Source organism: Kitasatospora sp. NPDC052868 (genome assembly GCF_044547105.1).
Lineage (GTDB): Bacteria > Actinomycetota > Actinomycetes > Streptomycetales > Streptomycetaceae > Kitasatospora.
The window spans coordinates 708,226-730,201 of sequence record NZ_JBITZW010000001.1 but is presented as its reverse complement, the minus strand read 5'-3'; the positions used below and the strand labels follow the sequence as shown (position 1 = coordinate 730,201).

General features: G+C 73.2%; 22 protein-coding genes and 1 pseudogene. 10 read left to right on the top strand and 13 right to left on the bottom strand.

Annotated elements, in window-relative coordinates; all coding sequences use genetic code 11:
* Positions 1-4: 4 nt before the first annotated feature.
* Genes ACIGZJ_RS03220 through ACIGZJ_RS03205 form a run of 4 tightly spaced genes read right to left on the bottom strand, consistent with a single transcriptional unit; the run spans position 5 to position 4,168 of the window.
* Positions 5-598 (bottom strand): GNAT family N-acetyltransferase, encoded by a 594-nt coding sequence (locus ACIGZJ_RS03220; protein ID WP_396455649.1) that lies wholly within the window; start codon positions 596-598, stop codon positions 5-7.
* Entirely contained in the window at positions 599-1,792 is a 1,194-nt protein-coding gene (locus ACIGZJ_RS03215; protein ID WP_396455648.1) for a type III PLP-dependent enzyme, read from the bottom strand.
* Positions 1,785-3,122 carry a DUF6271 family protein gene (locus tag ACIGZJ_RS03210; protein WP_396455647.1) on the bottom strand — a complete coding sequence of 446 codons (1,338 nt, stop codon included), beginning with the start codon at positions 3,120-3,122 and terminating at the stop codon, positions 1,785-1,787. Before ACIGZJ_RS03210 ends, ACIGZJ_RS03215 begins: the two co-directional genes overlap by 8 nt.
* Positions 3,104-4,168: a phytanoyl-CoA dioxygenase family protein gene (locus tag ACIGZJ_RS03205; RefSeq protein ID WP_396455646.1), complete on the bottom strand. Its 1,065-nt coding sequence runs from the start codon at positions 4,166-4,168 to the stop codon at positions 3,104-3,106. The genes ACIGZJ_RS03210 and ACIGZJ_RS03205 overlap by 19 nt, the downstream gene beginning before the upstream one ends.
* A gap of 885 nt (positions 4,169-5,053) precedes the next feature.
* Here ACIGZJ_RS03205 and ACIGZJ_RS03200 point away from each other — a divergent pair.
* Entirely contained in the window at positions 5,054-5,989 is a 936-nt protein-coding gene (locus tag ACIGZJ_RS03200) for an aminoglycoside phosphotransferase family protein (protein ID WP_396455645.1), read from the top strand.
* Here the strand turns inward: ACIGZJ_RS03200 and ACIGZJ_RS03195 are convergent.
* Both ACIGZJ_RS03195 and ACIGZJ_RS03190 read right to left on the bottom strand, forming a co-directional pair.
* A complete protein-coding gene (locus ACIGZJ_RS03195) occupies positions 5,986-6,405 on the bottom strand; it encodes a hypothetical protein (protein WP_396455644.1) in 420 nt (139 codons plus the stop codon). The two genes, ACIGZJ_RS03200 and ACIGZJ_RS03195, sit on opposite strands and share 4 nt — an antisense overlap.
* Before the next feature lie 49 nt (positions 6,406-6,454).
* Complete coding sequence (locus ACIGZJ_RS03190; protein WP_396455643.1) at positions 6,455-7,090, bottom strand: tetratricopeptide repeat protein; 636 nt, start codon at positions 7,088-7,090, stop codon at positions 6,455-6,457.
* A 47-nt stretch (positions 7,091-7,137) separates the two neighbouring features.
* Here ACIGZJ_RS03190 and ACIGZJ_RS03185 point away from each other — a divergent pair, with 47 nt between their 5' ends.
* The 5 genes from ACIGZJ_RS03185 to ACIGZJ_RS03165 all read left to right on the top strand — a co-directional run bounded on the left by ACIGZJ_RS03185 (position 7,138) and on the right by ACIGZJ_RS03165 (position 11,542).
* Positions 7,138-7,869 (top strand): tyrosine-protein phosphatase, encoded by a 732-nt coding sequence (locus ACIGZJ_RS03185; RefSeq protein WP_396455642.1) that lies wholly within the window; start codon positions 7,138-7,140, stop codon positions 7,867-7,869.
* A gap of 419 nt (positions 7,870-8,288) precedes the next feature.
* Positions 8,289-8,690, top strand: a complete 402-nt coding sequence (locus ACIGZJ_RS03180; RefSeq protein ID WP_396455641.1) for a hypothetical protein — start codon at positions 8,289-8,291, stop codon at positions 8,688-8,690.
* A 198-nt stretch (positions 8,691-8,888) separates the two neighbouring features.
* Positions 8,889-9,644 (top strand): ATP-binding cassette domain-containing protein, encoded by a 756-nt coding sequence (locus tag ACIGZJ_RS03175; protein WP_396455640.1) that lies wholly within the window; start codon positions 8,889-8,891, stop codon positions 9,642-9,644.
* Positions 9,645-9,647: 3 nt separating this feature from the next.
* Positions 9,648-10,943 carry a hypothetical protein gene (locus tag ACIGZJ_RS03170; protein WP_396455639.1) on the top strand — a complete coding sequence of 432 codons (1,296 nt, stop codon included), beginning with the start codon at positions 9,648-9,650 and terminating at the stop codon, positions 10,941-10,943.
* Positions 10,940-11,542 (top strand): hypothetical protein, encoded by a 603-nt coding sequence (locus ACIGZJ_RS03165; RefSeq protein WP_396455638.1) that lies wholly within the window; start codon positions 10,940-10,942, stop codon positions 11,540-11,542. Before ACIGZJ_RS03170 ends, ACIGZJ_RS03165 begins: the two co-directional genes overlap by 4 nt.
* Positions 11,543-11,818: 276 nt before the next feature.
* On the opposite strand, the pseudogene ACIGZJ_RS03160 reads toward ACIGZJ_RS03165, so the two are convergent.
* Positions 11,819-12,658 (bottom strand): annotated as a pseudogene (locus tag ACIGZJ_RS03160) (pentapeptide repeat-containing protein); the annotation flags it as partial.
* A gap of 383 nt (positions 12,659-13,041) precedes the next feature.
* On the opposite strand from ACIGZJ_RS03160, the gene ACIGZJ_RS03155 reads away from it, so the two are divergent.
* The gene (locus ACIGZJ_RS03155; RefSeq protein WP_396455637.1) at positions 13,042-13,518 is read left to right on the top strand and encodes a hypothetical protein; all 477 of its coding nucleotides are present in this window, start codon (positions 13,042-13,044) and stop codon (positions 13,516-13,518) included.
* Positions 13,519-13,615: 97 nt separating this feature from the next.
* Here ACIGZJ_RS03155 and ACIGZJ_RS03150 read toward each other — a convergent pair whose 3' ends face one another.
* Together ACIGZJ_RS03150 and ACIGZJ_RS03145 are read right to left on the bottom strand one after the other, a co-directional pair.
* Positions 13,616-14,446 carry an SGNH/GDSL hydrolase family protein gene (locus tag ACIGZJ_RS03150; protein WP_396455636.1) on the bottom strand — a complete coding sequence of 277 codons (831 nt, stop codon included), beginning with the start codon at positions 14,444-14,446 and terminating at the stop codon, positions 13,616-13,618.
* 322 nt (positions 14,447-14,768) lie between these two features.
* Positions 14,769-15,164 carry a winged helix-turn-helix transcriptional regulator gene (locus ACIGZJ_RS03145; RefSeq protein ID WP_396455635.1) on the bottom strand — a complete coding sequence of 132 codons (396 nt, stop codon included), beginning with the start codon at positions 15,162-15,164 and terminating at the stop codon, positions 14,769-14,771.
* A 123-nt stretch (positions 15,165-15,287) separates the two neighbouring features.
* On the opposite strand from ACIGZJ_RS03145, the gene ACIGZJ_RS03140 reads away from it, so the two are divergent.
* Positions 15,288-16,502, top strand: a complete 1,215-nt coding sequence (locus tag ACIGZJ_RS03140) for a pyridoxal phosphate-dependent aminotransferase (RefSeq protein WP_396455634.1) — start codon at positions 15,288-15,290, stop codon at positions 16,500-16,502.
* A gap of 72 nt (positions 16,503-16,574) precedes the next feature.
* Here the strand turns inward: ACIGZJ_RS03140 and ACIGZJ_RS03135 are convergent, their stop codons facing one another.
* Positions 16,575-17,663 carry a sugar ABC transporter substrate-binding protein gene (locus ACIGZJ_RS03135; protein ID WP_396455633.1) on the bottom strand — a complete coding sequence of 363 codons (1,089 nt, stop codon included), beginning with the start codon at positions 17,661-17,663 and terminating at the stop codon, positions 16,575-16,577.
* A gap of 363 nt (positions 17,664-18,026) precedes the next feature.
* Between ACIGZJ_RS03135 and ACIGZJ_RS03130 the strand changes: the two genes are divergently transcribed.
* Complete coding sequence (locus tag ACIGZJ_RS03130) at positions 18,027-18,359, top strand: YnfA family protein (protein ID WP_396455632.1); 333 nt, start codon at positions 18,027-18,029, stop codon at positions 18,357-18,359.
* A gap of 114 nt (positions 18,360-18,473) precedes the next feature.
* Entirely contained in the window at positions 18,474-18,956 is a 483-nt protein-coding gene (locus ACIGZJ_RS03125) for a peroxiredoxin (RefSeq protein ID WP_396455631.1), read from the top strand.
* A 72-nt stretch (positions 18,957-19,028) separates the two neighbouring features.
* Here the strand turns inward: ACIGZJ_RS03125 and ACIGZJ_RS03120 are convergent, their stop codons facing one another.
* The 3 genes from ACIGZJ_RS03120 to ACIGZJ_RS03110 form a co-directional block, all read right to left on the bottom strand.
* The gene (locus tag ACIGZJ_RS03120; protein WP_396455630.1) at positions 19,029-20,696 is read right to left on the bottom strand and encodes a purple acid phosphatase family protein; all 1,668 of its coding nucleotides are present in this window, start codon (positions 20,694-20,696) and stop codon (positions 19,029-19,031) included.
* 199 nt (positions 20,697-20,895) lie between these two features.
* Positions 20,896-21,147: a hypothetical protein gene (locus tag ACIGZJ_RS03115; protein WP_387948192.1), complete on the bottom strand. Its 252-nt coding sequence runs from the start codon at positions 21,145-21,147 to the stop codon at positions 20,896-20,898.
* 112 nt (positions 21,148-21,259) lie between these two features.
* The gene (locus ACIGZJ_RS03110; protein WP_396455629.1) at positions 21,260-21,661 is read right to left on the bottom strand and encodes a (2Fe-2S) ferredoxin domain-containing protein; all 402 of its coding nucleotides are present in this window, start codon (positions 21,659-21,661) and stop codon (positions 21,260-21,262) included.
* Between the last annotated feature and the right edge of the window lie 315 nt (positions 21,662-21,976).

Genomic DNA, 21,976 nt, shown 5'->3' with positions numbered 1-21,976 from the left:
TGCATCAGCCCAATTCGTCTGTCGGTGCCGCCGGTTGCAGCGGGTCGCCGGTGTGGTTCGACTTCTCGTCCGGGGCCGCCACGGCCATCGACATGTAGACCGCCCGGCTGCCGTAGCTCGCCGGGATCCCCACGCCGGGGTGGGCGCGGTACCCCAGCGGGGCCCAGAGCACCTCGGTGCCCCGGACGGCCACCAGGGAGATCCGCTCGAACCGCTGCTCCCGCGCCGTCTCCAGGAGGTGGTCCAGCAGCCGGACGCCCAGCCCCCTGCCGCGCAACTCCTCGGCGATCACCAGGTCGTGCGCGTGCAGGTTGCCCGCGGCCGGGCCGCCACCGGTGGCGGCGCGGGCCGGACCGGGCCCCTCGGGCAGGCTGAGGTCCGGGATCCGCATCGGCGGGTAGGGCAGGGCCAGCAGATAGCCGCCGACCCTCCCCCGGTGCTCCGCCACGAAGCAGGTGCCGGGCGAGGAGCGGCCCCGGGACTCCAGCGCCTCCCGGCCCTCGGACAGGCCGTCCGCCGCGTAGGCGCCGGCCTCCAGCGCCACGACGGCGTCCCAGTCGCCCTCGGCCAGCGGCCGGATCCGAATGTCGTCGTCCATCTACGCGGACCCCTCCGTGGTGGCGCCCCCGCCGCGGACGCAGCTGTAGGGCAGCGGGTCGAAGCCGTTGAACCCCCGGGTCATGTAGCCCACGGCGTAGGCCCCGCAGGAGAGGATCCAGACCGGATCCCCCGAGGCCGCCGCGGCGGGCACCCGGACGAGTGCGCCGTCGTGCGCGTAGGCGTCGTCGCTGTCGCAGGTCGGGCCCGCGACCACGGCCGGCAGGTGCTCCCCGCCGGGGTGCCCGGGGAACTCCAGCCGGTACTGCAACTCGTCCATCTCGTACAGGCCGTTGAACTTCCCGCAGCTCAGGTACAGCCAGTGCTCCCGCCCGCCGTCGAGCTGGCGGCGGGAGGAGAGCCGCGCCACGTGGGCCCGGATGGCGCCGTGGTCGGCCACCAGGTGGCGCCCCGGCTCCAGGAGGAAGTCCAGCGGTGAGGCCGACACGTCCCGCAGCCGCTGTACGCCCTCCCGGATCACCGCGAACATCTTGTCCAGCGGCGGCTCCAGCGGCCGGCCCCGCTTGTCGAGGACGCCGAGGGCGGGCAGGCCGCCGCCGAGGTTGACGTGGTCCAGCCGGATCCCCCGCCGCTCCAGCGCCACCAGGGCCTCGGCCAGCGAGTCCACCGCGCTCTGCCAGGCGTCGGCGGTCATCTGCTGCGAACCGACGTGGACGGAGAGGCCCGACGGGGTCAGGCCCGCATCCCGCGCCGCCTCCAGCACCCGGACGGCGTCCTCGGTCGAGCAGCCGAACTTGCGGCTGAGGCCCCAGAGCGCGCCCTCCCCGCTGGTGGCCAGTCGGCAGAACACCCGGGCGCCCGGGGCGTGCACGGCGATCGCCGCCACGTCCTCCAGGCTGTCGGTCGCGAAGTCCCTGACGCCGAGCCGGTACGCGTCGGCGATGTTGCGGTCGGACTTGATGGTGTTGCCGTAGTGGATCCGCTCGACGGGTACGCCGGTGCGCAGCGCCTGCGCGATCTCGTGCGGACTGGCCGCGTCGAAGCCTGCGCCCTGCCGCGCCAGGGCGGCGAGCACCTCGTCCACCGGGCACGCCTTCATCGCGAACCGCACCGACACACCGGGGAGTTCGCGCAGCAGCGCGGCGTACTGGCCCTCGATCCCGTCCAGGTCGAAGATGATCCGGTCGTCGGCGGCGGCCGCCAGGGCGGCGCGGACGGCTGTGTTCTCAGGCATCGGCGAGGCTCCGGATCCGGCTGTCGGGACTGGTCGGGGCCTCGTGCCGGGCGGCCTGGACCAGCGGGCCCCAGGCGTCGGTCAGCAGCGCGAAGTCCTCCATGTCGGCCTGGGCCTCGTCCAGCAGGCTCGCCCGCAGGGGCACCAGGTGGTCGGCGAACTCGGCGTATCTGCCGCCCAGTCGCCGGTAGCAGCGGTCGAGGACCGCCAGCCGTCGGTGGTTCTCCGCCCGGTCCGTCCCGATGCTGCGCCGGATCGGGTCGAGGACGGCGTCCACCCGCACCCGGTGCTGCGGGTCGAGCAGCGCCGCGCCGGCCTCCTCCATCGCCGCGTAGACGGGGTGGAGGTAGAGCATCGACAGCAGGAACTTGGTGAACCGCAGCTGGTACGCGGTGAATCCGGCCGCCGTCCGGCGCTCGGGGGTGTAGCGGTTCACGATGTGCCGGTTGTGCACGACCCCGGGCAGGGTCGCGTCGCGGACCAGGTGCAGCAGGAAGTAGTCGCTGCCGATGGTGGCGACCGCCGGCGGCAGCGGGACGCGCTCGTACACCGCGGAGTCGAAGCCCACGTTGCACATGTCCACCCGCCAGATGTCGGGTGCGCCGAGGACCGACCCGTCGGCGGTGAACGGCTCGGTGCCGCCTCCGGTGAACGAGTCGTCCACCAGCTCCCGCCGCTGCTCGACCGAGGCCCCGGTCGCGGCCCACAGGCCGACCACCTCGTAGTAGGCCTGCGGGTCCAGCTCCCTGATCTCGCCGATGTCCACGGAGAGTTCGCCGATGAAGGAGGCGCCGACCAGTGAGACCGGCTTCCCGGCGTGCTCCGGCTCCAGCTCGCTCCTGGTGACGCCGGCCACCGCGTCGCCCGCCCGCCGGCCCAGCGACAGCAGCTCGTGGTGGACCGGGAACACCGGGGCGCCGTCCAGCACCTGGTAGTCGCTGTCGGAGTCCCGCCGGTGCACCGACTCGCACCCCAGCGCCGCGGCGATCAGGAACGCCCGGTTGGTGCAGGCGCCGTAGGACACCGCGTCCGGGAGCATCAGCTCCAGCACCGCCTCCGGCTCCGCCACCCCCGAGCGGTCGACCACCCGCCGCAGGAAGTCCCGCTGCCGGTCCTCGCCGAGGTGGTGCACGACCACGTGCTCCACCGGCTCCAGCGCGCGCACCGCCCGGGCGTGCTCCGCGAACTCCGGATCCGCCGAGGAGTCCAGCACCAGCAGGTGCACCTCGACCTCGAAGTGCCCGGCCGCGTAGGCCGCCTCCGCTCCGACGGCCGCGATCGCGGCGGCGCAGGCCCGGTTGGTCGGAAGGGTCAGACAGATTCTGCGCATGCCCGCTCCCCGCCCGCCGGTCCGCGGCCCTCGCCCCGCCATGAGGTCAGCCCGAGCAGCCTGGCGCCCAGGTCGTCCAGCTCCGCGGCGGGGTACCGCAGCGCCTCGGGCCTGGTCGCGTCGCCGAGCAGCGTCCCGTTCCAGGTCGGCGTGGCGAGGCTGCGCCACGACTCGATCCGGGACTCGCGCATCTCCCGGTGCTCCTCCAGCGCGGGCATCATCGACAGGTACTGGACCGAACGGACGCCGTTCTGCGAGCTGTTGGCGGCCACCCCGTGCGCCAGCAGGCCGTTCCAGATCAACAGGTCGCCGGCCGCCAGCTCGGGCCGGACCACCGGGTACTCCTCGCGGTCGACGTCGGGCCTGATCGGGTCCCGGTCGGCCGGCTGGGCGAGCCGCCACGGCTCGAACCGCCGGAACAGCTCGGGGTTGCACTGGAAGCCGCCGGTGTCCGGCTGCGTGTCGTTCAGCGCGATGATGCCCTGGACCCGCTGCGGCAGCACGGCGAGCGTGGTGTCGACGTCCCAGTGCAGCTCGATGTCGAACCCCCGGTCGGTGGCCTCGATCAGCGCGCGGTCGCGGTTGCCGACGTTCGGCGGGTTCAGGTTGAGCCGGTCCAGCGTCACCCACAGCTCCTCGCAGTCCCAGACGTCGACGAAGGCGTCGTAGACCCGCTGCGCCTGGCGGCTGTCCCAGATGAGCTGGTGCTGGTACGCCTCGACGAAGCCGTAGATGTGCAGGTGCTGGTCCAGCTCCGTCCGGTACGGCCGCTCCTCGTACCAGGTCTCCGGGCGGTCCGGGTCGAGCCCCTGGAAGTCCCAGGCGAAGTCCAGCAGCCGCCGCGCCGCCTCCGCGGGAATCGCCTGCTTGACGACGACATAGCCGTACGTCTGCCAGAAGGCGAAGTCCTCCTCGGACAGCACGCGAAGCTTCTGCGACTTCCGGATGTCACGCAGGGGCGTCTGAGCGAGATATGACTCACCGTCAGCGGAGAAATACGGAATGTCGGAGGCGGCTCGGTACAGATAGCGGTCGGGTGTCGGCATGCAATCACTCCCGGGCTTTCATGTGTGATGACGGAACAAATTCACTCGGCCTCCGCAAAGTGTCGACCCGGTGCGCGGCCGCCGACCGTCGACAGATTGCCCGCCATCGATGGAACGACCGCCGCCCAAGCCGTGGCGAACTGTCATCCGAGAGTGGATCCGGGCAGGACCGATCCGCCGTACGGGAGTTGACCCGTACCGCGGATGAGGCCGGAACTCAGGAAACGCCGCAGGTCACGGCAGGAGGAGAGGTCAGTGGACACATGCCGGACAGGGCCGGCGAAGGGCGCGTCGTCGCGCCGGCCGACCGCCCCGCGCAGGCGGTGGTCCTCCCCCAGGGCGGGACTGGAATTCCTACCTCCTACGCGCTCGGCACCCGATACGGGACGTGGACATCCGCAGTGGACTCACGCCGTCGGCAGGCCAGTTGGTCCATCCGGCAAAGGGGCTCTGCAAGGCCCCCGCCGCACCGATCCGTTGTCCCACTAAAATGGACTAGACCAACTTCCGGTGTCAACCCCCGTATTGGTATCGGCTCGGATGGCGAACGGCCGATCCCCGCGGAGAAGCCGATAGGCCTTTTTGCCTAGACGTTCGAGCGACCTTCCGCGGTTCACCGATTTCCCGACGAACCACGGCCGACGCGACATCAGCCCCGCTGGATAAGCGTCCGCTCGGGGCGGCCGCCCTCCGCGATCCCGATCAGGTGCGTCTGGTCGTCCACCACCACCCGGTCCCCAACCCGGCCACCCCGCCGAGCGAGCCCCACAGGACCCGCCGCTCCCACCGCTTCAGCTGTCGCTACACACGCTTGTTCGACATCCGGACACCCTAGTAACGGGAATCCTGCCGAGTCCCACGAGGTCGCGCTGTACGCTGCCGCCCATGTGCGCCGCCGAGAGATTGCACACCGACGAACCGGACATCGACGCAGCCCTCGTCCGGCGGCTGCTCGCCGCCCAGTTCCCGCAGTGGACCGGGCTGTCGGTCCAGCCGGTCGCCTCCGCCGGGACGGACAACGCGATGTTCCGGCTCGGGTCCGAACTGGCCGTGCGGCTGCCCCGGGTCGGGTGGGCCGCCGAGGGGGTCGGGCGCGAGCGCCACTGGCTGCCCCTGCTCGCGCCGCGGCTGCCGGTCCCCATCCCCGTCCCCCTCGCCCTGGGACGGCCGTCCACGGCCTACCCGTGGGAGTGGTCGGTGGTCAGGTGGCTGGACGGCGGCAACCCCGCCGTCGGCGCCGTCCCCGCGCCCGTCCGACTCGCCCAGGACCTGGCCCGGTTCATCACCGCGCTGCGCGCGGTCGACCCCGCCGACGGCCCGCCGGCCGCCCGCGGCGTCCCACTCGGCGACCGGGACAGCGCCACCCGGGCCGCACTCACCCGGCTGCCCGGCGTGATCGACACCGCCGCCGCCACCGCCGTCTGGGACGAGGCGCTGCGCCTGCCCGTGCACCCCGGTCCGGCCGCCTGGGTGCACGGCGACCTCTCCCCCGGCAACCTCCTGGTCGACGGCGAACGGCTGGCCGCCGTCATCGACTTCGGCCTGCTGGGCGTCGGCGACCCGACCGTCGACCTGATCGTCGCCTGGAACCTGCTCCCCGCGTCCGCCCGCCCCGCCTTCCGCACCGCGGTCGGCGCCGACGACGCCGAGTGGCTCCGCGGCCGCGCCTGGGCGTTGTCGATCGCACTGATCCAGCTCCCCTACTACCGCCACAGCAACCCGTCGCTCGCCGCCAACGCACGCCACGTGATCCGCGAGGTCCTCGCCGACCGCAACACCCGCCCCCGCCCCGGCCCCCCGACCCCGAGACCCAGGGCCTAGCGGGGCGGTGGATCCACCCGCACCCAGAAGCGGTTGGTGACGAGCTCGCCCTCGGTGCGTTCGTGACCGCAGGAGGAGGCGAGCTCGCGGACCAGCCGGAGCCCGGGGGATCTGCCGACGGCGGGTGCGGGCCGACCGCGGTCGGGAAGTCCGGTGTCGAGCACCTCGATCCGCAGCCCGGAGGGCGCGGAGTGCTCGAACAGCACGTCGATGAGCAGGTGTTCGGGCGTTCGGGGGGGGGGCAGAACCGCGGTGGCGACCAGCTCGGTGACGATCAACTCGCCTGCCTCGGCGTAGCGTTCACCGTCCTTGGGGTCGGAGAGGACCCCGAGGGCCCCGTCCTCGCCTTCCCCGCCGCCGCGTGGCAGTCCTTCATCGACGCCGTCCGCGCCGACGGCTTCCCCACCCCCGGCCACTGAGCTCCCTCAGGCCGGTCGCTGCCCCGCGGCGACCGGCCTGACGGTGTCACAGGTTCCCGCGCGCCTCGTCCACCGAGCGCAGGACGGCCTTGGCGTCGGCCGCCCCCGCGAGGGCGGCCGCCTCCTCCAGCAGGCCGCGGGCGTCCTCCCGTCGGTCCTCCGCCGCGGCGATGTAGGCCAGCCCCACGAGGTTGGCCGCCACCCCCGCCGGGAAGTCCAGCTCCCGCCGAAGCCGCGCCGATTCCTCCAGCCGCTCGCGGGCCGCGCCCAGCCGACCGGCCATGTGCGCGGCGATGCCCAGGTGGCGCAGGACGTACGACACCGTCAGCCGGTCACCGGCCTGCGCCGCCAACGCGTGGGCACGCTCCAGGACGGGCACCGCGGTGTCGTTGTCGCCCCCGACTACCTGGTGGTAGATGCCGGTCCAGAGCAGGGCCTCGCCCTCGCCCCGCCCGTCGCCCAGCTCCCGGTACAACCGGGCGGCCCGCTCGAAGAGCTCCAACTCCCGTGCGTCGCCGACCCGCTGCTCCAGGAATCGGGCGTGGATCAGCCGCCCCCGCGCCAGCGCGAGGTCCGCCTCGACGGCGTCCAACTGCCCCTCGGCCGCCTCCAGTACACCGTCCTCGCCGCCGAAGACCGCCCGCTCGCAGAGCAGCCCGGCCTGCTCGATCCGCTCGTCCATGCCCACACCCCCGCTTTGCCGATCAGCGCACTCAGTAGGGTGCGATCATGACACGACACATCGCGTTCGAGGGCCTGCACAACTTCCGTGATCTGGGCGGCTATCGGGGCGTCGACGGACGGACCGTGCAGTGGGGGCTGCTCTACCGCTCCGACTCGCTCGCCAAGTTGGCCGGCTCGGACGGCGAACGCCTCCGGGCACTCGGCGTCCGGACGGTGATCGATCTGCGCTACCCGTGGGAGATCGCCGCCAAGGGCCGGATCCCGGAGCTCGGGCTGGAGTACCACAACCTCTCCATCGAGCACCGCCCTTACGACCAGGCCGAGATCGACCCCGACGTGGACCCGTGGCGCTACCTCGCCGACCGCTTCGCCGAGGTGGCCGAGGACGGGGTCGAGGAGATCCGCCGGGTACTCGACCTGATCGCCGGCGCCGAGGAGCCGCTGGTCTTCCACTGCGCCTCCGGCAAGGACCGCACCGGGCTGATCGCCGCGCTCGTGCTCTCCCTCCTCGGCGTCCACGAGGACGAGATCGCCGCCGACTTCGCCCTCACCGAGCTCGCCACGCCCCGCCTCATCGCCGACTGGCACGCCGCCAACCCCGGCCGCACGCTGCGCTGGCCCGGCTTCGGCCGCGCCCCGGAGGCGGTCATCCGGCTCACCCTCGCCGACCTCGCCGCCGCCCACGGGTCCGTCCGCGGCTACGCCGCCGACCGGCTCGGCGTGGACGACGCCCTGGTGGACGCGCTGCGCGAACGGCTGCTCACCCCGGCGGTCTGAGCTCCCCCGGACTCGGCCGGACCGGACCCGGCCCGCCGGGCCATCGTGAACCGGCCATCCGCCCGTCCGGTCATATGCCACCAGCACTGGCCGCCGCCCCTCGCCGCCCGCCCGGCGAGGGGCGGCGGCCTTCCCCGGAACGGACGGAAACCCCCACCACCACCGCCAAAACAGGACAGCATCAACCCACTCCGAACCATTCAGAAAATCGACCGGACAATACCTGTCACTATCGGTCGGACAGCCCCGGATTCAACAATCCTGGGGCATCCTCCCGCCGATTGTCCTAAAAGGGCACCCCCGCTACGTTCGTATACGCTAACGTGTATTTCCGGTGGCGATGACCGGCCGGATCGCCCGCTCGTTTCTTTTTGCCTGCATGACACTCCCCGGGGTGTCACCGAAAAGATCGGACGGATATGCACGCAAAGAACCTCAGGGCCGCCCGCGGCATTCTGGTGGCGGCCGCCCTCCTCGCGTTCGCCGGGGTGACGCCGGCCCTGGCCGAGGGCTCGTGGAGCTCCCACATCAGCAACTGGGCGCCCGGGTCGGAGTCCCGGCGCTGGCAGGACGCCGACCGCGACGACGTGGCGACGGCGGTCTCCTTCCAGGGCTGCACCACCGGGAACAACGACTTCAAGAACGCCGATGTGGCGCTCTACAAGGACGTCTTCGGCCCGGACAAGTCCTACGGCTCCCGGCTGAACCGGTGCGACACCTCCACCTGGGGCGACCAGAGCCCCGGTGCGTACTACTTCACGCTGGAGGGCGTGCGCTCCGGCGGCACGCTCTGGGTCGACACGGTGAGCGCCCGGTACTGACCGGCCGCCCCGGCGACCTGACCGACCCCGCCGCCCCGACCGGCGTTCCGGCGGGCGCCTCCGCCCGCCGGAACGCCGCACCGCGCCCTCCCGCGCCTCCCGCACATTCCCGCACCCTCCTGCACATACCCACGCCATTCCCGCGCCCCCGATCTCCCCCCGCACCGCACCAGCCGAGCGAAATGCGCCGATCCCGACATGACCCTTGAATTCCACCGCATCGACTTCCGGTACACCCGGAACGCAAATCTTTTCACCGCCTTCGAATTGCGGATCGACAGCCCGGCCACCGTCCTGCTCGGCCCCAACGGCGCCGGGAAGTCCACCCTGATGGCCCTGGCCGCCTCCCAGCTCGCGCCTCGCCGGGGCGCGGTCTCCTGGCGGGGCCGCGGCTGTGCCGGGCGGGGTGACCGGACCGCCTACCGACGCGCGGTCGCCTGGCTGCCGCAGCAGGTCACCCCGGTCCCCGGGCTCAGCGTCCGCGAGCAGGTCGCGTACTGCGGCTGGCTGAAGGGCATGTCCCGCACAGCTGCCTGGCAGGCCTCCGCCACCGCGCTGGCCCGGGTCCGGCTCACCGAACTCGCCGACCGCAGAAGCCATCAGCTCTCCGGCGGCCAGCTGCGCCGGATGGGCATCGCGGGCTGTCTGACCCACCACAGCGAACTGATCCTGATGGACGAGCCGACCGCCGGGCTCGACCCGGCGCAGCGCGGCGTGTTCCGCACCCTGATCGAGGAGCTGGCCGGGGAGGTCAGCCTGATCGTCTCCACCCACCAGACCGAGGACCTCGCCGAGATCTACCGGCAGGTGGTGGTGCTCGACCGCGGCGCGGTCCGGTTCCAGGGCGGCGCCGCGGAGTTCCACGCCCTCGGTACCGCCGGTGCCCCCGGTACCGCCGGTGCCCCCGGTACCGCCGAGGCCGCGTACGCGCGCCTGGTCGAGCGGGAGGTCTGACCGATGCCGCTGCGCACCCTGCTGCGAACCTCTGCCGCGACCCGCGCGCTGCCGTTCCTGCTCGGCTTCGTCCTGGTCGCGCTCGCGGACGACCTCACCGCCTGGGTCACCCCGTCGTACGGGCTCTCGGCCGCCGGGCAGGCCACCTTCGCGCTGCCCTTCGTCTGCGCGGCCTGCGCCGCGGCGGGCGCCTGGGAGGGGGCCCGGCTGCACCGGGGGCGGGTCTTCGACGGCTCGCCGGTCCGCTCCCCGCTGACCGTCACCGCCCCCGTCCTCCTGCCGGTGGCGGTGATGGGCGGACTCGGCATGGCGGCCGCGCTCGGCACCGCCGCGCTGGCCGCCGGCAGCGCGGCCGGGGCACCGCAACCGGGTGTCCTCGCCGTCTGGGCCGGGTTGCTGCTCGCCAACACACTCGTCGGGTCGGTGGTCGGGCGGGTGCTGGTGCCGGTGGTCGCCGTGCCGCTGGCGCTGGTCGCCGGCTTCGTCCTGAACGCCTACCCGGCCTCGTTCGACGCGTTCTGGCTGCGGCACCTGGTCGGCGGCGGGCTCTCCGACTGCTGCGGGGTGGACCAGGTGCTGGACGTCCGCGCGGTGTGGAGCGCGCTGGCGTTCAGCGGCACGGTCTGCGCGGCGGCCGTGCTGCTGATCCGCTACCGGGGCGCGGCGGCGGCCACGGCCCTCGCGCTGGCGGTGACGGCGGGCGGGATCGGGCTGGCCGGTTCGCTGGCGCAGGGCCTCGGCCCGGCGCCCGTCCTCGCCCGGCCCGCCGGGGAGCTGGTCTGCGACGACGGCCGCCCGCGGATCTGCCTCTGGCCCGAGCTCGGCGACACCCGCGCCGGCCTGGTCCGCGAGGAGGCCCGGCGAGTCGTCGGCCGACTGGCCGAGCACGGCGTCCCGGTGCCCGCCGCGCTCACCATGGCGGCCGAACCAGGCCCGGGAGAAGCCAAGTTGGGCGTCCCGACCACCGCCCGACCGCAGGATGTGGCACCGGGCGTCGTCAGCGGACTGCTCCCCGCCGCACCCGAGTGCGCCCGCCGTGGCGAGCCCTACCCGGCGGGCGCGGCGACCGGACCGGTGACGGCCTGGCTCACGGCGCAGGCGGCTCCGGCCGGGTCGGCGGGCGAACCGGCGGCCCCGCCCGCCGCCGGGCGGTTCGGGGAGCAGGACCTGGCCCTCGCCGCACAGGTCCTGCGGCTCCCCCGGGAGGCCCAACTCGACTGGTACCGGCGGACCACGGAGGCGCTGCGGCACTGCGCCACGGCTCCCGCCGACCCGCAGGGCGCGGGCGGTGCCACGTGATCTGGTGGTGCAAGGCCCGCGCCGTCCCGGCCGTCGCCGCCGCGCTGGCCGGGACGTTCGCCCTCGGCCTGCTGGTCGGCGACGGCGAACTGCCGGTACCGGCGCTGCGCGGCCAGGCCGGGCACTTCCTGGTCGCGCACGTGGTCACCCTGCTCCCGGCGGTGGTCCTGCTGCACGGGCTCGGCCGCGGCGACCTGCGCACGGAGCTGGTCGCCGGGCGCTTCCTGCGCGGCCTGGACGTGGCGCTCGCGCTGGCCGTCGCGGCGGCGGGCGCGGTACTGGGCGCCCTCGCCTTCGCGGCCGGGCAGGGCGAGCTGTCCCTCGTCCTCGGCCGCAACACCGCCGGCTACCTGGGCCTTGCCCTGCTGCTGCACCCGCTGCTCGGCCACCGCCCGGCGGCCGCCGCGATCGCCGTCACGCCCCTGCTCTGCTCGGCCGCCGGCTGGCACCCCGACGGCCGCCCCCAACCCTGGGCCTGGCCCCTCCACCCGGCGGACTCCCGCTACGCCCTGGCCGCCGTAGCCCTCACCACCCTCGCCGGCACCGCCTGCGCCCTCCTCCGCCGCCACCCGGCCACAGAGCTGCGCATCCTGGCCTGACCCCCGGCAGACCAACACCCACCCCGCACGACAAGTCGGCCCCACCGACTTCCCAGGCAGCCCCCACGCGCAGCCCGGCTGCTGCCGATCTGCCCGGCTTGCCATCTCGGCGGTTGTGCAGCCCCCGCCTTGGGCTCAGCGTCGGGGCTTGCCCGAGCGCCCGCCCTGGGGCCTGCCCTGCTGGCCGCGCGGCTTGCGGCGCTGCCCCTGACCCTGGCCCTGACCCGGGCCCTTCGCCGGGCGGTCGCCCGGGGTGGCCGCGGTGGCCGTCTGGGGCCAGTGGCCCGGGCGGGTGAGGGTGGCCGGGAGGCGGGTCGAGGCGTCGCCGCGGGCGGCGTTGAGCTGGGCCTGGGTGAGGAAGAGCGCCTCGGTGAGGTCGGCCCCGGCCAGGTTGGCGTCCCGCAGGTCGGCGCCGATCAGGTCGGCCAGCCGGAGGTCCGCCCCACCGAGGTCGGCCGCGACCAGCAGCGCGCCGCGCAGGTTGGCGCCCCGCAGGTCCGCGCCGCGCAGCCGGGCGCCGAACAGGTCGCCGCCCCGGTGCTCCCGGCGGCGCGGAACGACCGCGCGGACCAGCTCGCTGACCCGCAGCAGCAGCTCGGCCACCCGCTGCCGGTGGGCCGGCACGTCCAGGGCGAGGATCTCGGCCGGGCCGCCCCGGGCGAGCCGCTCGGTCTCGTCCAGCGCCCGGCGCAGCTCGGCGTGGACCGGGCGGGCGGGGGCGAAGGTCAGGGCCTCGGTGAGGTACCAGAGCAGCTCGTGCAGCTGCCGCACCACCGGGAACACCTCGAACATCTGCGACGCGCTCTCGGGCGCCTCGCGCCAGCTCCGGCCGCCGAAGGTCACCTGGGAGACCCGCTGCCCGGCCCCGAAGCAGTCGTACACCGTGCAGCCCTGGAAGCCGCTGTCCCGCAGCCGCGCATGGATGCCGCAGCCGAAGTCGGCCTGCAGGTTGCGGCAGGGCGTCCCGGCGGCCTTGTCGATCGCGAAGTCGGCGCCGGCCGCGAACGGCAGCGCGGCGCAGCACAGCCCGAAGCAGCTGCCGCAGTCGGCCCGCAGGGCGGCCCCGTCACCCGGGGTGCTCCCGGTGTCGTCCTGCTGCGTCTGGGTCTCGGCCACGATGTGCGGTCCTCCAAGGGTGGGCGCCGCTCGGCGACGCGTCGAACCGGCCAAGTCTACGTCGACCGCGCTCCGGCCCCGCCCTCCCGAGCCACGGCCCGAGTACGCCCACGAACAGGATGTATGCAATCGATCCCCGCGTGAAGCGGTCCATGCATGCCGGCGGCAACGGCCCGTGGCACAGTCCCGGAACGAACTACTCCGCCACGACTGACCAGGAACCATACCGAACCACAAGCCCCTTGCGACACAAGCGATCTGACGTTGACTCATTTTCCGTGCACGGAGCACTCCCGGCCGGGATAGGTTCCTTCAGGAGCCGGAGGCCGTGCGGGGCCTGCCTGCTTCTTCCACGAATCACTCGACCCAGCAGGAGTCTTCTCGTGAAGAACCTCACCAAGCGGATCGCCGCAGTCGGGGCGGCCACCATCGTCGCCGCCGGCCTGACCTTCGCGGTCAGCCCGTCCGCCTCCGCCGCGGACCAGAGCAAGGCGCTGGTCCTCAGCACCCCGGACTGGTACCCGAACGACTACGTGAGCATGTCGTCGAACTGGGTGCACCTGAAGTTCCAGTCCGACGGCAACCTGGTCCTCTACCGCAACTGGGACGGCGCGGTCCTGTGGGCCAGTGGCACCTCGGGCTGGGGGCTCACCCGCCTGAGCTGGTCCGCGACCGGCTACATCAAGCTGTACAAGGGCAACGCCCTCGCCTGCACCATCGGGGACGTCGCCGCACCGGGCGGCCGGGTCGCGGTCCAGGACGACGGCAACCTCGTCATCTACAAGTCCAACGGTGCCGCCGTCTGGGACACCGGCACGTGGAACAACCAGGTGTCCGTCTTCAACAACTGGTGCGTCTGACGGCCCGGGTGAACGGCCGACCCGGGTGAACCGGTGAGCGGGCCGCCGGGCGTGCACCCTCGCGCCCGGCGGCCCGCTCCGCTGTCGACGGGGGAGCTCAGCCCTCGTACGGGAGGAGCTCCGCGCGCTTCGGGGCCCGGCCGTCGCCGGAGGAGCGGCCGGTGAGGCGGCGGCCGATCCAGGGGCCGAGGTGGGTGCGCAGCCAGCGGGCGTCGGCGGCCAGCCGGGCACCGCGGCCGGCCGGGGCCGCGGCGGGCAGTGGGGCGCGCCAGTCGAAGGACGCGGGGTGGCCGAGGGCCTCCAGGACGGCCTCGGCGACCCTGCGGTGGCCCTCGGGCGACAGGTGCAGGCGGTCCTCGGCCCAGAGCCGCCGGTCGTCGAAGCAGGGCGCGGAGAACAGGTCCACCACGGCGATGCCCGGGTCGTCGCGGCCCAGCTCGTGGACGAAGGCCTTCATCCGCAGGATGGCCGGGAGCAGCCGGGCGCTGCCCGCCATCCGGCGGGTCGGGTCGGTGCTGGTGAACAGCACGACGGTGGCGCCGGTGGCGCGCAGCGCGGTGGCGGACCGGCCGAGCAGGTCCTCGACCAGCTCGATGTCGCAGCGCGGGCGCAGCACGTCGTTGAGGCCGCCGGCCAGGGTGACCAGCGCGGGGCGCATCGCGGTGGCGACGGGCAGCTGCTCGTCGTGGATCTGTCCGATGAGCTTGCCCCGGACGGCGAGGTTCGCGTACCGGAAGGTCCCGGCCGGCTGCTCGGCCGCGAGCCGGGCGGCGACCCGGTCGGCCCAGCCCCGGAAGTGCCCGTCGGGGAGCAGGTCGTCGCACATGCCCTCGGTGAAGGAGTCCCCGACGGCGACGTAACTGGCGTACACGGCGGGCCCGGTGGGTGCGGCGGGCCCGGTGCGCGAGGTGTGAGCGGTGTTCTCCATGGCCCGACGATCGTACGCGCCCCGACCTCCGGCCTCCGGCGGGGGCCCACCGGAAACAGCGGCCGGGCCCGGCAGGCCCGCGGCCGGATCAACGGCACCACTCATCGAACGCCGATCCGCCGTTTAGCGCGACCCGGCACCGTGGACGACACGTCTCGCCGGGCCGGTGGCCGCCCGCGGCGGCCGACCGCGGGGGTGCCGGTCGCCGCAGACCCGACGGTCGGCCACCGACCCGGCGTCACGCACCCGGCCACCCCGCGCCGCGCACCCACCGGCCCGACACCGCAAACCCGCGCGTCCGGCGGACCGCCGCAACCAGGCCCTAGCCGGGAACGGCCGCCGCGTCCCGGGTAGCCGACTCGGTGAACCAGTGCTCCCGGACGGCGTCCGTCGGCCGCTGCTCGCCGAGCGCGTCGAGCCCCCACGCACCCAGCGCGCCGATGACCGCGCGGAGCGCCAGCCCCCGCTCGGTGAGCTCGTACACGGTGGCGTTGGCGGGCCGCTCCAGCCGGCGGCGGACCACCAGGCCCTCGCCCTCCAGCTGCTTGAGGCGCGTGGCGAGGATGTCGGTGGAGACGCCCGGCAGGTCGGCGTGCAGGTCCGTGTAGCGGCGGGGGCCGGCCAGGAGTTCACGGACGATCAGGAGACTCCAGCGCTCCCCCACCGCGTCCAGGGCGCGGGCGACGGCGCAGTACTGGTCGTAGCTTCGGCGTGACATGTGGATCAGCATAGCCAAAAGGTTGGACTTTCCAAGTGCTTACTTGGTAGAACAAAGCAACCAGGATGGCGCGGCCCGCGCGTACGGCAATGGCGGGTGACGGTTGATGGTCGGGAGGCCGCAGTGGAGTTTCGGCAGTCCAGCAAGCTGACGGGCGTGTGCTACGAGATCCGCGGCCCGGTGGTCGACCGGGCGAACGCACTGGAGGAGGCCGGGCACAGCGTGCTGCGGCTGAACACCGGCAACCCGGCGACCTTCGGCTTCGAGGCGCCGGAGGAGATCATCCAGGACATCATCCGCAACCTGCCGAACGCGCACGGCTACAGCGACTCGCGGGGCATCCTGCCGGCCCGCCGCGCCGTCGTGCAGTACTACCAGCAGCGCGGCGTCAGCGGGGTCGGCGTCAACGACGTCTACCTGGGCAACGGCGTCTCCGAGCTGATCCAGATGTCCGTCACCGCCCTGGTGGACGACGGCGACGAGGTGCTCGTCCCGATGCCGGACTACCCGCTCTGGACGGCCGTGGTCCGGCTGGCCGGCGGCAAGGCCGTGCACTACGCCTGCGACGAGGAGGCGGAGTGGTACCCCGACCTCGACGACATCGCCGCCAAGATCACCGCCCGCACCAAGGCCATCGTGGTGATCAACCCCAACAACCCGACCGGCGCGGTCTACCCCAAGGAGCTGCTGGAGGGCATCCTCGACCTGGCCCGCCGGCACCAGCTGATGGTCCTGGCCGACGAGATCTACGACAAGATCCTCTACGACGGCACCGAGCACCACTGCCTGGCCGCGCTCGCCGACGACGTGCTCACCCTCACCTTCAACGGCCTGTCCAAGTCCTACCGGGTGGCCGGCTTCCGCAGCGGCTGGCTGGTCGTCTCCGGGCCCAAGCAGCACGCCGCCGACTACCTGGAGGGCCTGACCATGCTCTCCGGCATGCGGCTGTGCCCCAACGTCCCCGCGCAGTACGCCGTCCAGGCCGCGCTCGGCGGACACCAGTCGATCAACGACCTCGTCCTGCCCAGCGGGCGGCTCGCCGAACAGCGGGACGTCGCCTACAAGGCGCTCAACGAGATCCCCGGCGTCAGCTGCGTCAAGCCCAAGGGCGCCCTGTACGCCTTCGCCAAGCTCGACCCCGCGGTGCACAGGATCGTCGACGACGAGCAGTTCGTGCTGGACCTGCTGCTCCGCGAGAAGATCCACGTCGTCCAGGGCACCGGCTTCAACTGGCCGCGCCCGGACCACTTCCGCTTCGTCACCCTCCCCCGGGCCGACGACCTGGAGACGGCGATCAACCGGATCGGGCGCTTCCTCGCCACCTACCGACAGGTCTGACGCCCGACGGGCCCCGGGGAGCACCCCGGGGCCCGGACACCTGCGGTCCCCCCGGACCGCAGGGGACAGGGCCTACTTGACGCCGGCCGCCGCACAGGCGTCCGCGTACTGCGGCGTGCAGATCTCCGCCGCCTTGTACAGGCCGCCGCCGACCACCGTGACCTGGACCTTCGCCTTGGTCACCACGATCGGGGTGAGCAGCAGCGAGGGGATCCGCAGCCCGCCGCTGTCGACCGCCGCGCCGGCCGCCGCGCTGATGTCCATCCCCTTGAGCAGCTGGACGGCGATGCTCCCCGCGGCGTCCGCCTCGGGCTTGTACGGCTTGTAGATGGTGAAGGCCTGCTCGCCCGTGAGCACCCGGCGCACCGCGTCCATCGAGGCGTCCTGCCCGCCGACCGGGACGTTCTTGATCCCGGCCGCCTTCAGCGCCTCGATGACGGAGGAGGCCATGCCGTCGTTGGCCGCGTACACGGCCTGGAAGCCGTCCTTGCCGAGGTTGTGGATGGCCTCGTTCATCTTCACCATGGCCACCTCCGGCTTCCACTCGCCGGACTGCTCGTAGGCGATCGCCTTGACCCGCCCGTCGAGCGCCCGGTGCGCGCCGGCCTTGAACATCGCCGCGTTGGGGTCGGACTCGGCGCCGTTGATCATCACGACCTGTGCGGCGGCGGCCTTCGGGCCGAGCGCCTCCAGCAGGGCCTGGCCCTGGATCTCACCGGTGCGCTGGTTGTCGAAGGAGATGTACGCGGCGACGTTGCCCTCGGCCAGCCGGTCGTAGGCGATGACCTTCGCCCCCTTGGCGGTGGCGGCCTCGACCCAGGACGAGGTGATCTTGGCGTTCACCGGGTCGAGCATGATCACCTTGACGCCCTTGGCCAGCAGGTCGTCGAACTGCCGCTTCTGGGTGCCCTCGTTGCCGTCCGCGTTGGCGTAGTCGACGACGCACGTGGTGCAGAGCGAGGCCACCGTGGACTCGATCAGCGGCTTGTCGAAGGCCTCGTACCGGGTGGAGGAGGTCTTCTCGGGCAGCAGCAGACCGATCGTCGTGCTCCCCACGCCGCTCGGCCGGGCCCCTCCGTCGCTCTGGCCGCAGGCTGCGAGGGCGAGTGCCAGCGCCACGGCGGCCGTGCCCGCTGCCGCACGACGGGTCGTTCTGTTCATGGTGGGTGGTGCCTCCTGACTGCGCCGCATCGTCACGGCAGAGGACGGAGTCAATCCGCGCCCGGCGATTCCGTCAATAACTGAAGGCGAAACTCACCACCGGCTGCTCGATTCGTTATGAAGTGAAAAATCTTCGCGCGTAACCCCACGACAGCCGTGACGCACCTCCGCAACAGCGTCAACTCTTCAACGGGAAACGGGTTTACGCGCCGAACGCCCCACCCCGGACACCCCTCCGACCCCCGCCGCACGGCCCAATCCGGTCCAATCCGGCCTGATCCTGCGCGATACGGAGCGATAGGGTGCGATACGGTCAGACCCGGTCAGACCCGGGCCCCGGGGTGCGTCGTAGGCTGATCCGCCATGACCGCTCTGCGCTCCGCCGCCCTGTTCGCCCTCGCCGCACTCGCCGAGATCGGCGGCTGCTGGCTGATCTGGCAGAGCGTGCGCGAGTCGCGGCCCTGGTGGCTGGCCGGGGTGGGTGTCCTCGTGCTCGGCGGCTACGGCTTCGTCGCCGCCCTCCAGCCGGACAGCCACTTCGGCCGGGTGCTGGCCGCGTACGGCGGCGTGTTCGTGGCCGGCTCACTGCTCTGGGGCATGGCGGTGGACGGCTTCCGGCCCACCCGGTACGACGTGCTCGGCGCGCTGATCTGCCTGGCCGGCGTGGCCGTGATCATGGCCGGACCGCGCCGCTAGGGCATGTCCGGCCGACCGGTCCGCGATCTCGCTACGGTCCGTCAGGGTGGGCAGGCTGACCGGGGACGTAAGGTGGCGGCGACCGCGCCGCCGCACGCGAAGGACCGAACCACGATGGCGAAATCCCCCGAAGTGGGCGCCCCCGCGCCCGAGTTCACCCTGCCCGGCCTGCTGCTGGACGAGCAGGCCGGCACCGCCGAACGCCGCGAGTACCGGCTCGCCGAGGCCAAGGGCAGCCCGCTCGTCCTGGTCTTCTACCCCGGTGACGACACCCCCGTCTGCACCAAGCAGCTCTGCTCGTACAGCTCCGACCTGGACCGCTTCCGCGGCCTCGGCGCCACCGTCTGGGGCATCAGCCCGCAGGGGCTGGACAGCCACGAGCAGTTCGCCCGCAAGCACCGGCTGAACTTCCCGCTGCTCGCCGACCCGACCCGGACCGTCGTCCGCTCCTACGGGATCGCCGTCCCCGGGCTCGGGCTGCGCCGCTCGGTGTTCGTCCTGGACGGCGACGGCACGGTCCGCTGGAAGCACGTCGCCCTCGCCGGGCTGACGTTCCAGCACAGCGACACCCTCGCGGAGCAGCTGGCCGCGCTCTGAACCGCCGACGGGCGGGCCGCCCGGGTCTCCCCGGCCGGCCCGCCCGTACGGGTCCGCGGCTGCTGCCGGCTGCTACCAGCCCCAGCCGCCGCCCTCGCCGTCGTCGTCGGTGGCGCTGTCCCAGCCCTCGCCGACCTTGCGCAGGATGGTGTAGTTGTCGACCTGCGTGCCGTTCTCGGCCAGCGCGGTCACCTTCATGGACGACTTCCGGCCCAGGTGGGCCGGGGTGACGTCGACCTTGATGAAGGAGTAGCCGGTGTAGCGCACCCGGGACCACTCGACCTTCTCGGTCACCTTCACCCCGCCCTTGGCGAAGTGGTACGTGTCCACCGAGTCCACGCGGTTCTCGTGGCCCTCGTAGGTGTCCGGGGCGTCGAAGCTGTACAGGCTGCGGCCGGCCGCGCCCGCCGTCACGTACACCACGCCGTCGGTGGCCGGCTCGATGGTGGCGCCGCTCGGCACCGCCTTGGAGACCTTGTTGCCGAGGATCGCGTCGGTGCGCTCGTAGACGTGGTTGTGACCGTTGATCACCAGGTCCACCCGGAACTTCTCGAACAGCGGCACCCAGGCCTCGCGGACCCCGCCCTCGGAGGCGTGCTGGTGGGTGGTGGAGAAGGCGCAGTGGTGGAAGAAGACCACGATGAAGTCGATGGTCTCGTCGTCGCGCAGGTCCTTCAGGGTCCGCTGCAGCCACTTGGTCTGCTTGCCCGCCGAGATGCCGAGGTTCGCCGGGATCTCGTAGGAGACGTCGTTGGCGTCCAGCGAGATGACGCCGACGTTCTTGTAGCGGAAGGTGTAGACGCCGGGGACGGTCCGCGGGTCCGGGCCGTTGTCCGGCAGGAAGAAGCGGTTGTTCTCGCCGCCGTACCCGTTGTGCGAGTACCAGGCCTCCATGTCGTGGTTGCCGTAGGAGACCATCCACGGCACCTTCGAGGCCACCGTCTCGGTCTGCGCCAGGAAGGCGTCCCAGGTGGTGGCGTTGTACGAGGTCCGGTCCGAGTCCTGGCCGGAGCCCGCCGGGTCGGCGTAGCAGATGTCGCCGGCGTGCAGGTGGAAGGCCGGGTTCTGGGCCAGGATGATGTGGTCGTTGCCGGCCGCGTGCGCGCTGACGCCCTGGTCGCCGAAGGCGGTGAAGGTGAACGGCTCGTACACCTTGCCCCAGCGGTGGTCGCGCGAAGGCGCGGTGCGGAAGGTGCTCAGGGTCGAGATCGCCTGCTGCGAGGCCGGGTCGAAGCCCTGGTGGCCGACACCGTAGTAGTACGTGGTGTCGGGCTGCAGGTCCTCCAGCGCGACGTGCAGGTAGTACTGGTCGACCGGCTGGCCGGTCGGGGTCAGCGCGGGGGTGTGCAGCGTCCGCACCTCGGCCTGGACCTTGTGGCTGAGGTCCCACGGGCTCCGGCCGTAGCGCAGGAACGGCTTCCTCACCGGGGCCGGGACCTGCCAGGAGACCCGGAACTGGGTGTCCGGCTCGGGGCCGAAGGCGAGGTGGCGGCCGATCGGGGCGACCAGCGCGCCGTCGATGCCGTCGGTCGTACCGCCCGTCAGCAGCTGCGGGCCGGCCGGGGCGGCGGACGCGGTGCCGCTGCCCAGCGCACCGCCCACCGCCAGCGCGCCGACGGTGACGGCGCCCGCGCGCAGCATCCGGCGGCGGGAGTGACGGGCACGCAGGTACTCGTGCTGCTCGGCCATGCTCATGCGGTCGGCCAGCTGCGCGGGCACGCCCATGTTGGGGATATCCATGGGCGGGACTCTTCCAGCGGCGCGTTGACCGCATGCGGACACGCGGTGAACGAGCCCCGGCGTGCCGGTCAGTCGAACGCCAATGTTCGACCATGCTTCGGCAAAGCCGCCGTCCCCGGGCGGACCTGGCCGGATCGTCCGGCCCGGCCCGGATGCTGATCCGCCGTCGCAGTCCGCACGCGCTGGGGGCTGACGGCCCCTACGGCTGCTCGTCCCAGGTGCTGGGCGCGCGGTTGCCGGTGCCGTCGCAGGTGCGGCAGACCTCGTCGCGGTAGGCGTGCTTGGCGCCGCCCGCGTCGACCCGGTAGCGGACGTAGACGCCGGTGCCGTCGCAGAGGAAGCAGTTGCCGCCCCCGCCGCCGACCTCGGTGGTACCGGTGCCCTGGCAGGTACGGCAGCTGAGGCCGGCGGTGCGGCCGGTGCCCGCGCAGATGCGGCAGACCGTGGTCACGTCGTTTCCTCCCAAGCCGGGGCGCCCCTGGAAATGGTAGTGCCCGGCGGGGCCGCCGGGACGGGCGTCTGCGGCGGCCGCTCGCGGACCCGGGGGGATCCGTGGGACGGCCTCAGTTCGGCAGGCCCTCACGGATCCGGCGGGAGACCGCGATCTGCTGGAGGTCCAGCATGCCCGGCGGGTCGGCGAGGCCGGGACCGCCGGCGTGCACCCACTCGGCTATCTCCTCGATCATGTCGTCCGCCAGCACCCAGCCCAGCCAGACCGGGCGCCCGCCGGCCTCGCGGCCCTCGCCGGACGGGCCGACCACCACGACGTTGGAGTGGGCGCAGGCGTCCAGGCACTTGACCGCCCGCACCCGGCCCGCCGTGCCGACGGCCTCGCGCAGCCGCTCGTACTGCCCGGCGTGGTCCACGCCCGGGTGCTTCTCCTCGGAGCCGCAGCAGCAGGCGCGGCAGACGGTGACGGTCACCGGGGACGCGGCCGGCTTGCGCTCGCGGTCTCGACGGCTCATCGGTTCGGTTCTCCTCGTGCTCCGGGGCCGCTGCCAGGGCCTTTCCCGCGGCGGCCGCGGGCCGTTGCGGCCGACGGTCCACGGCGGGGCCCTCGTGCCCGGCGGCACCGGGCGGCAACGGCAGCGTACCTGTCAGCCCCGGGCCGTCGGCACGGTGCCGGGCGTCCCGGCGGTCACCCGGTCCGGCACGGGCGGCCGGCGAGGCCGCCCCGCAGCCCCACAGCGCCGCCCGACCGCAGAAGGCCGCTGCCCGCCCGCACCGCTCGCACGAGCAAGCGGCACAGACGGGCAGACGGGCAGACGGGCGGACGGGCA

Coding starts and splice junctions, on each gene's coding strand:
- ACIGZJ_RS03220 (WP_396455649.1), bottom strand. CDS start 598: ATGGACGACGACATTCGGATCCGGCCGCTGGCCGAGGGCGACTGGGAC.
- ACIGZJ_RS03125 (WP_396455631.1), top strand. CDS start 18,474: ATGGCGAAATCCCCCGAAGTGGGCGCCCCCGCGCCCGAGTTCACCCTG.
- ACIGZJ_RS03145 (WP_396455635.1), bottom strand. CDS start 15,164: ATGTCACGCCGAAGCTACGACCAGTACTGCGCCGTCGCCCGCGCCCTG.
- ACIGZJ_RS03170 (WP_396455639.1), top strand. CDS start 9,648: ATGCCGCTGCGCACCCTGCTGCGAACCTCTGCCGCGACCCGCGCGCTG.
- ACIGZJ_RS03150 (WP_396455636.1), bottom strand. CDS start 14,446: ATGGAGAACACCGCTCACACCTCGCGCACCGGGCCCGCCGCACCCACC.
- ACIGZJ_RS03185 (WP_396455642.1), top strand. CDS start 7,138: ATGACACGACACATCGCGTTCGAGGGCCTGCACAACTTCCGTGATCTG.
- ACIGZJ_RS03110 (WP_396455629.1), bottom strand. CDS start 21,661: ATGAGCCGTCGAGACCGCGAGCGCAAGCCGGCCGCGTCCCCGGTGACC.
- ACIGZJ_RS03190 (WP_396455643.1), bottom strand. CDS start 7,090: ATGGACGAGCGGATCGAGCAGGCCGGGCTGCTCTGCGAGCGGGCGGTC.
- ACIGZJ_RS03120 (WP_396455630.1), bottom strand. CDS start 20,696: ATGGATATCCCCAACATGGGCGTGCCCGCGCAGCTGGCCGACCGCATG.
- ACIGZJ_RS03205 (WP_396455646.1), bottom strand. CDS start 4,168: ATGCCGACACCCGACCGCTATCTGTACCGAGCCGCCTCCGACATTCCG.
- ACIGZJ_RS03135 (WP_396455633.1), bottom strand. CDS start 17,663: ATGAACAGAACGACCCGTCGTGCGGCAGCGGGCACGGCCGCCGTGGCG.
- ACIGZJ_RS03210 (WP_396455647.1), bottom strand. CDS start 3,122: ATGCGCAGAATCTGTCTGACCCTTCCGACCAACCGGGCCTGCGCCGCC.
- ACIGZJ_RS03180 (WP_396455641.1), top strand. CDS start 8,289: ATGCACGCAAAGAACCTCAGGGCCGCCCGCGGCATTCTGGTGGCGGCC.
- ACIGZJ_RS03215 (WP_396455648.1), bottom strand. CDS start 1,792: ATGCCTGAGAACACAGCCGTCCGCGCCGCCCTGGCGGCCGCCGCCGAC.
- ACIGZJ_RS03130 (WP_396455632.1), top strand. CDS start 18,027: ATGACCGCTCTGCGCTCCGCCGCCCTGTTCGCCCTCGCCGCACTCGCC.
- ACIGZJ_RS03200 (WP_396455645.1), top strand. CDS start 5,054: ATGTGCGCCGCCGAGAGATTGCACACCGACGAACCGGACATCGACGCA.
- ACIGZJ_RS03175 (WP_396455640.1), top strand. CDS start 8,889: ATGACCCTTGAATTCCACCGCATCGACTTCCGGTACACCCGGAACGCA.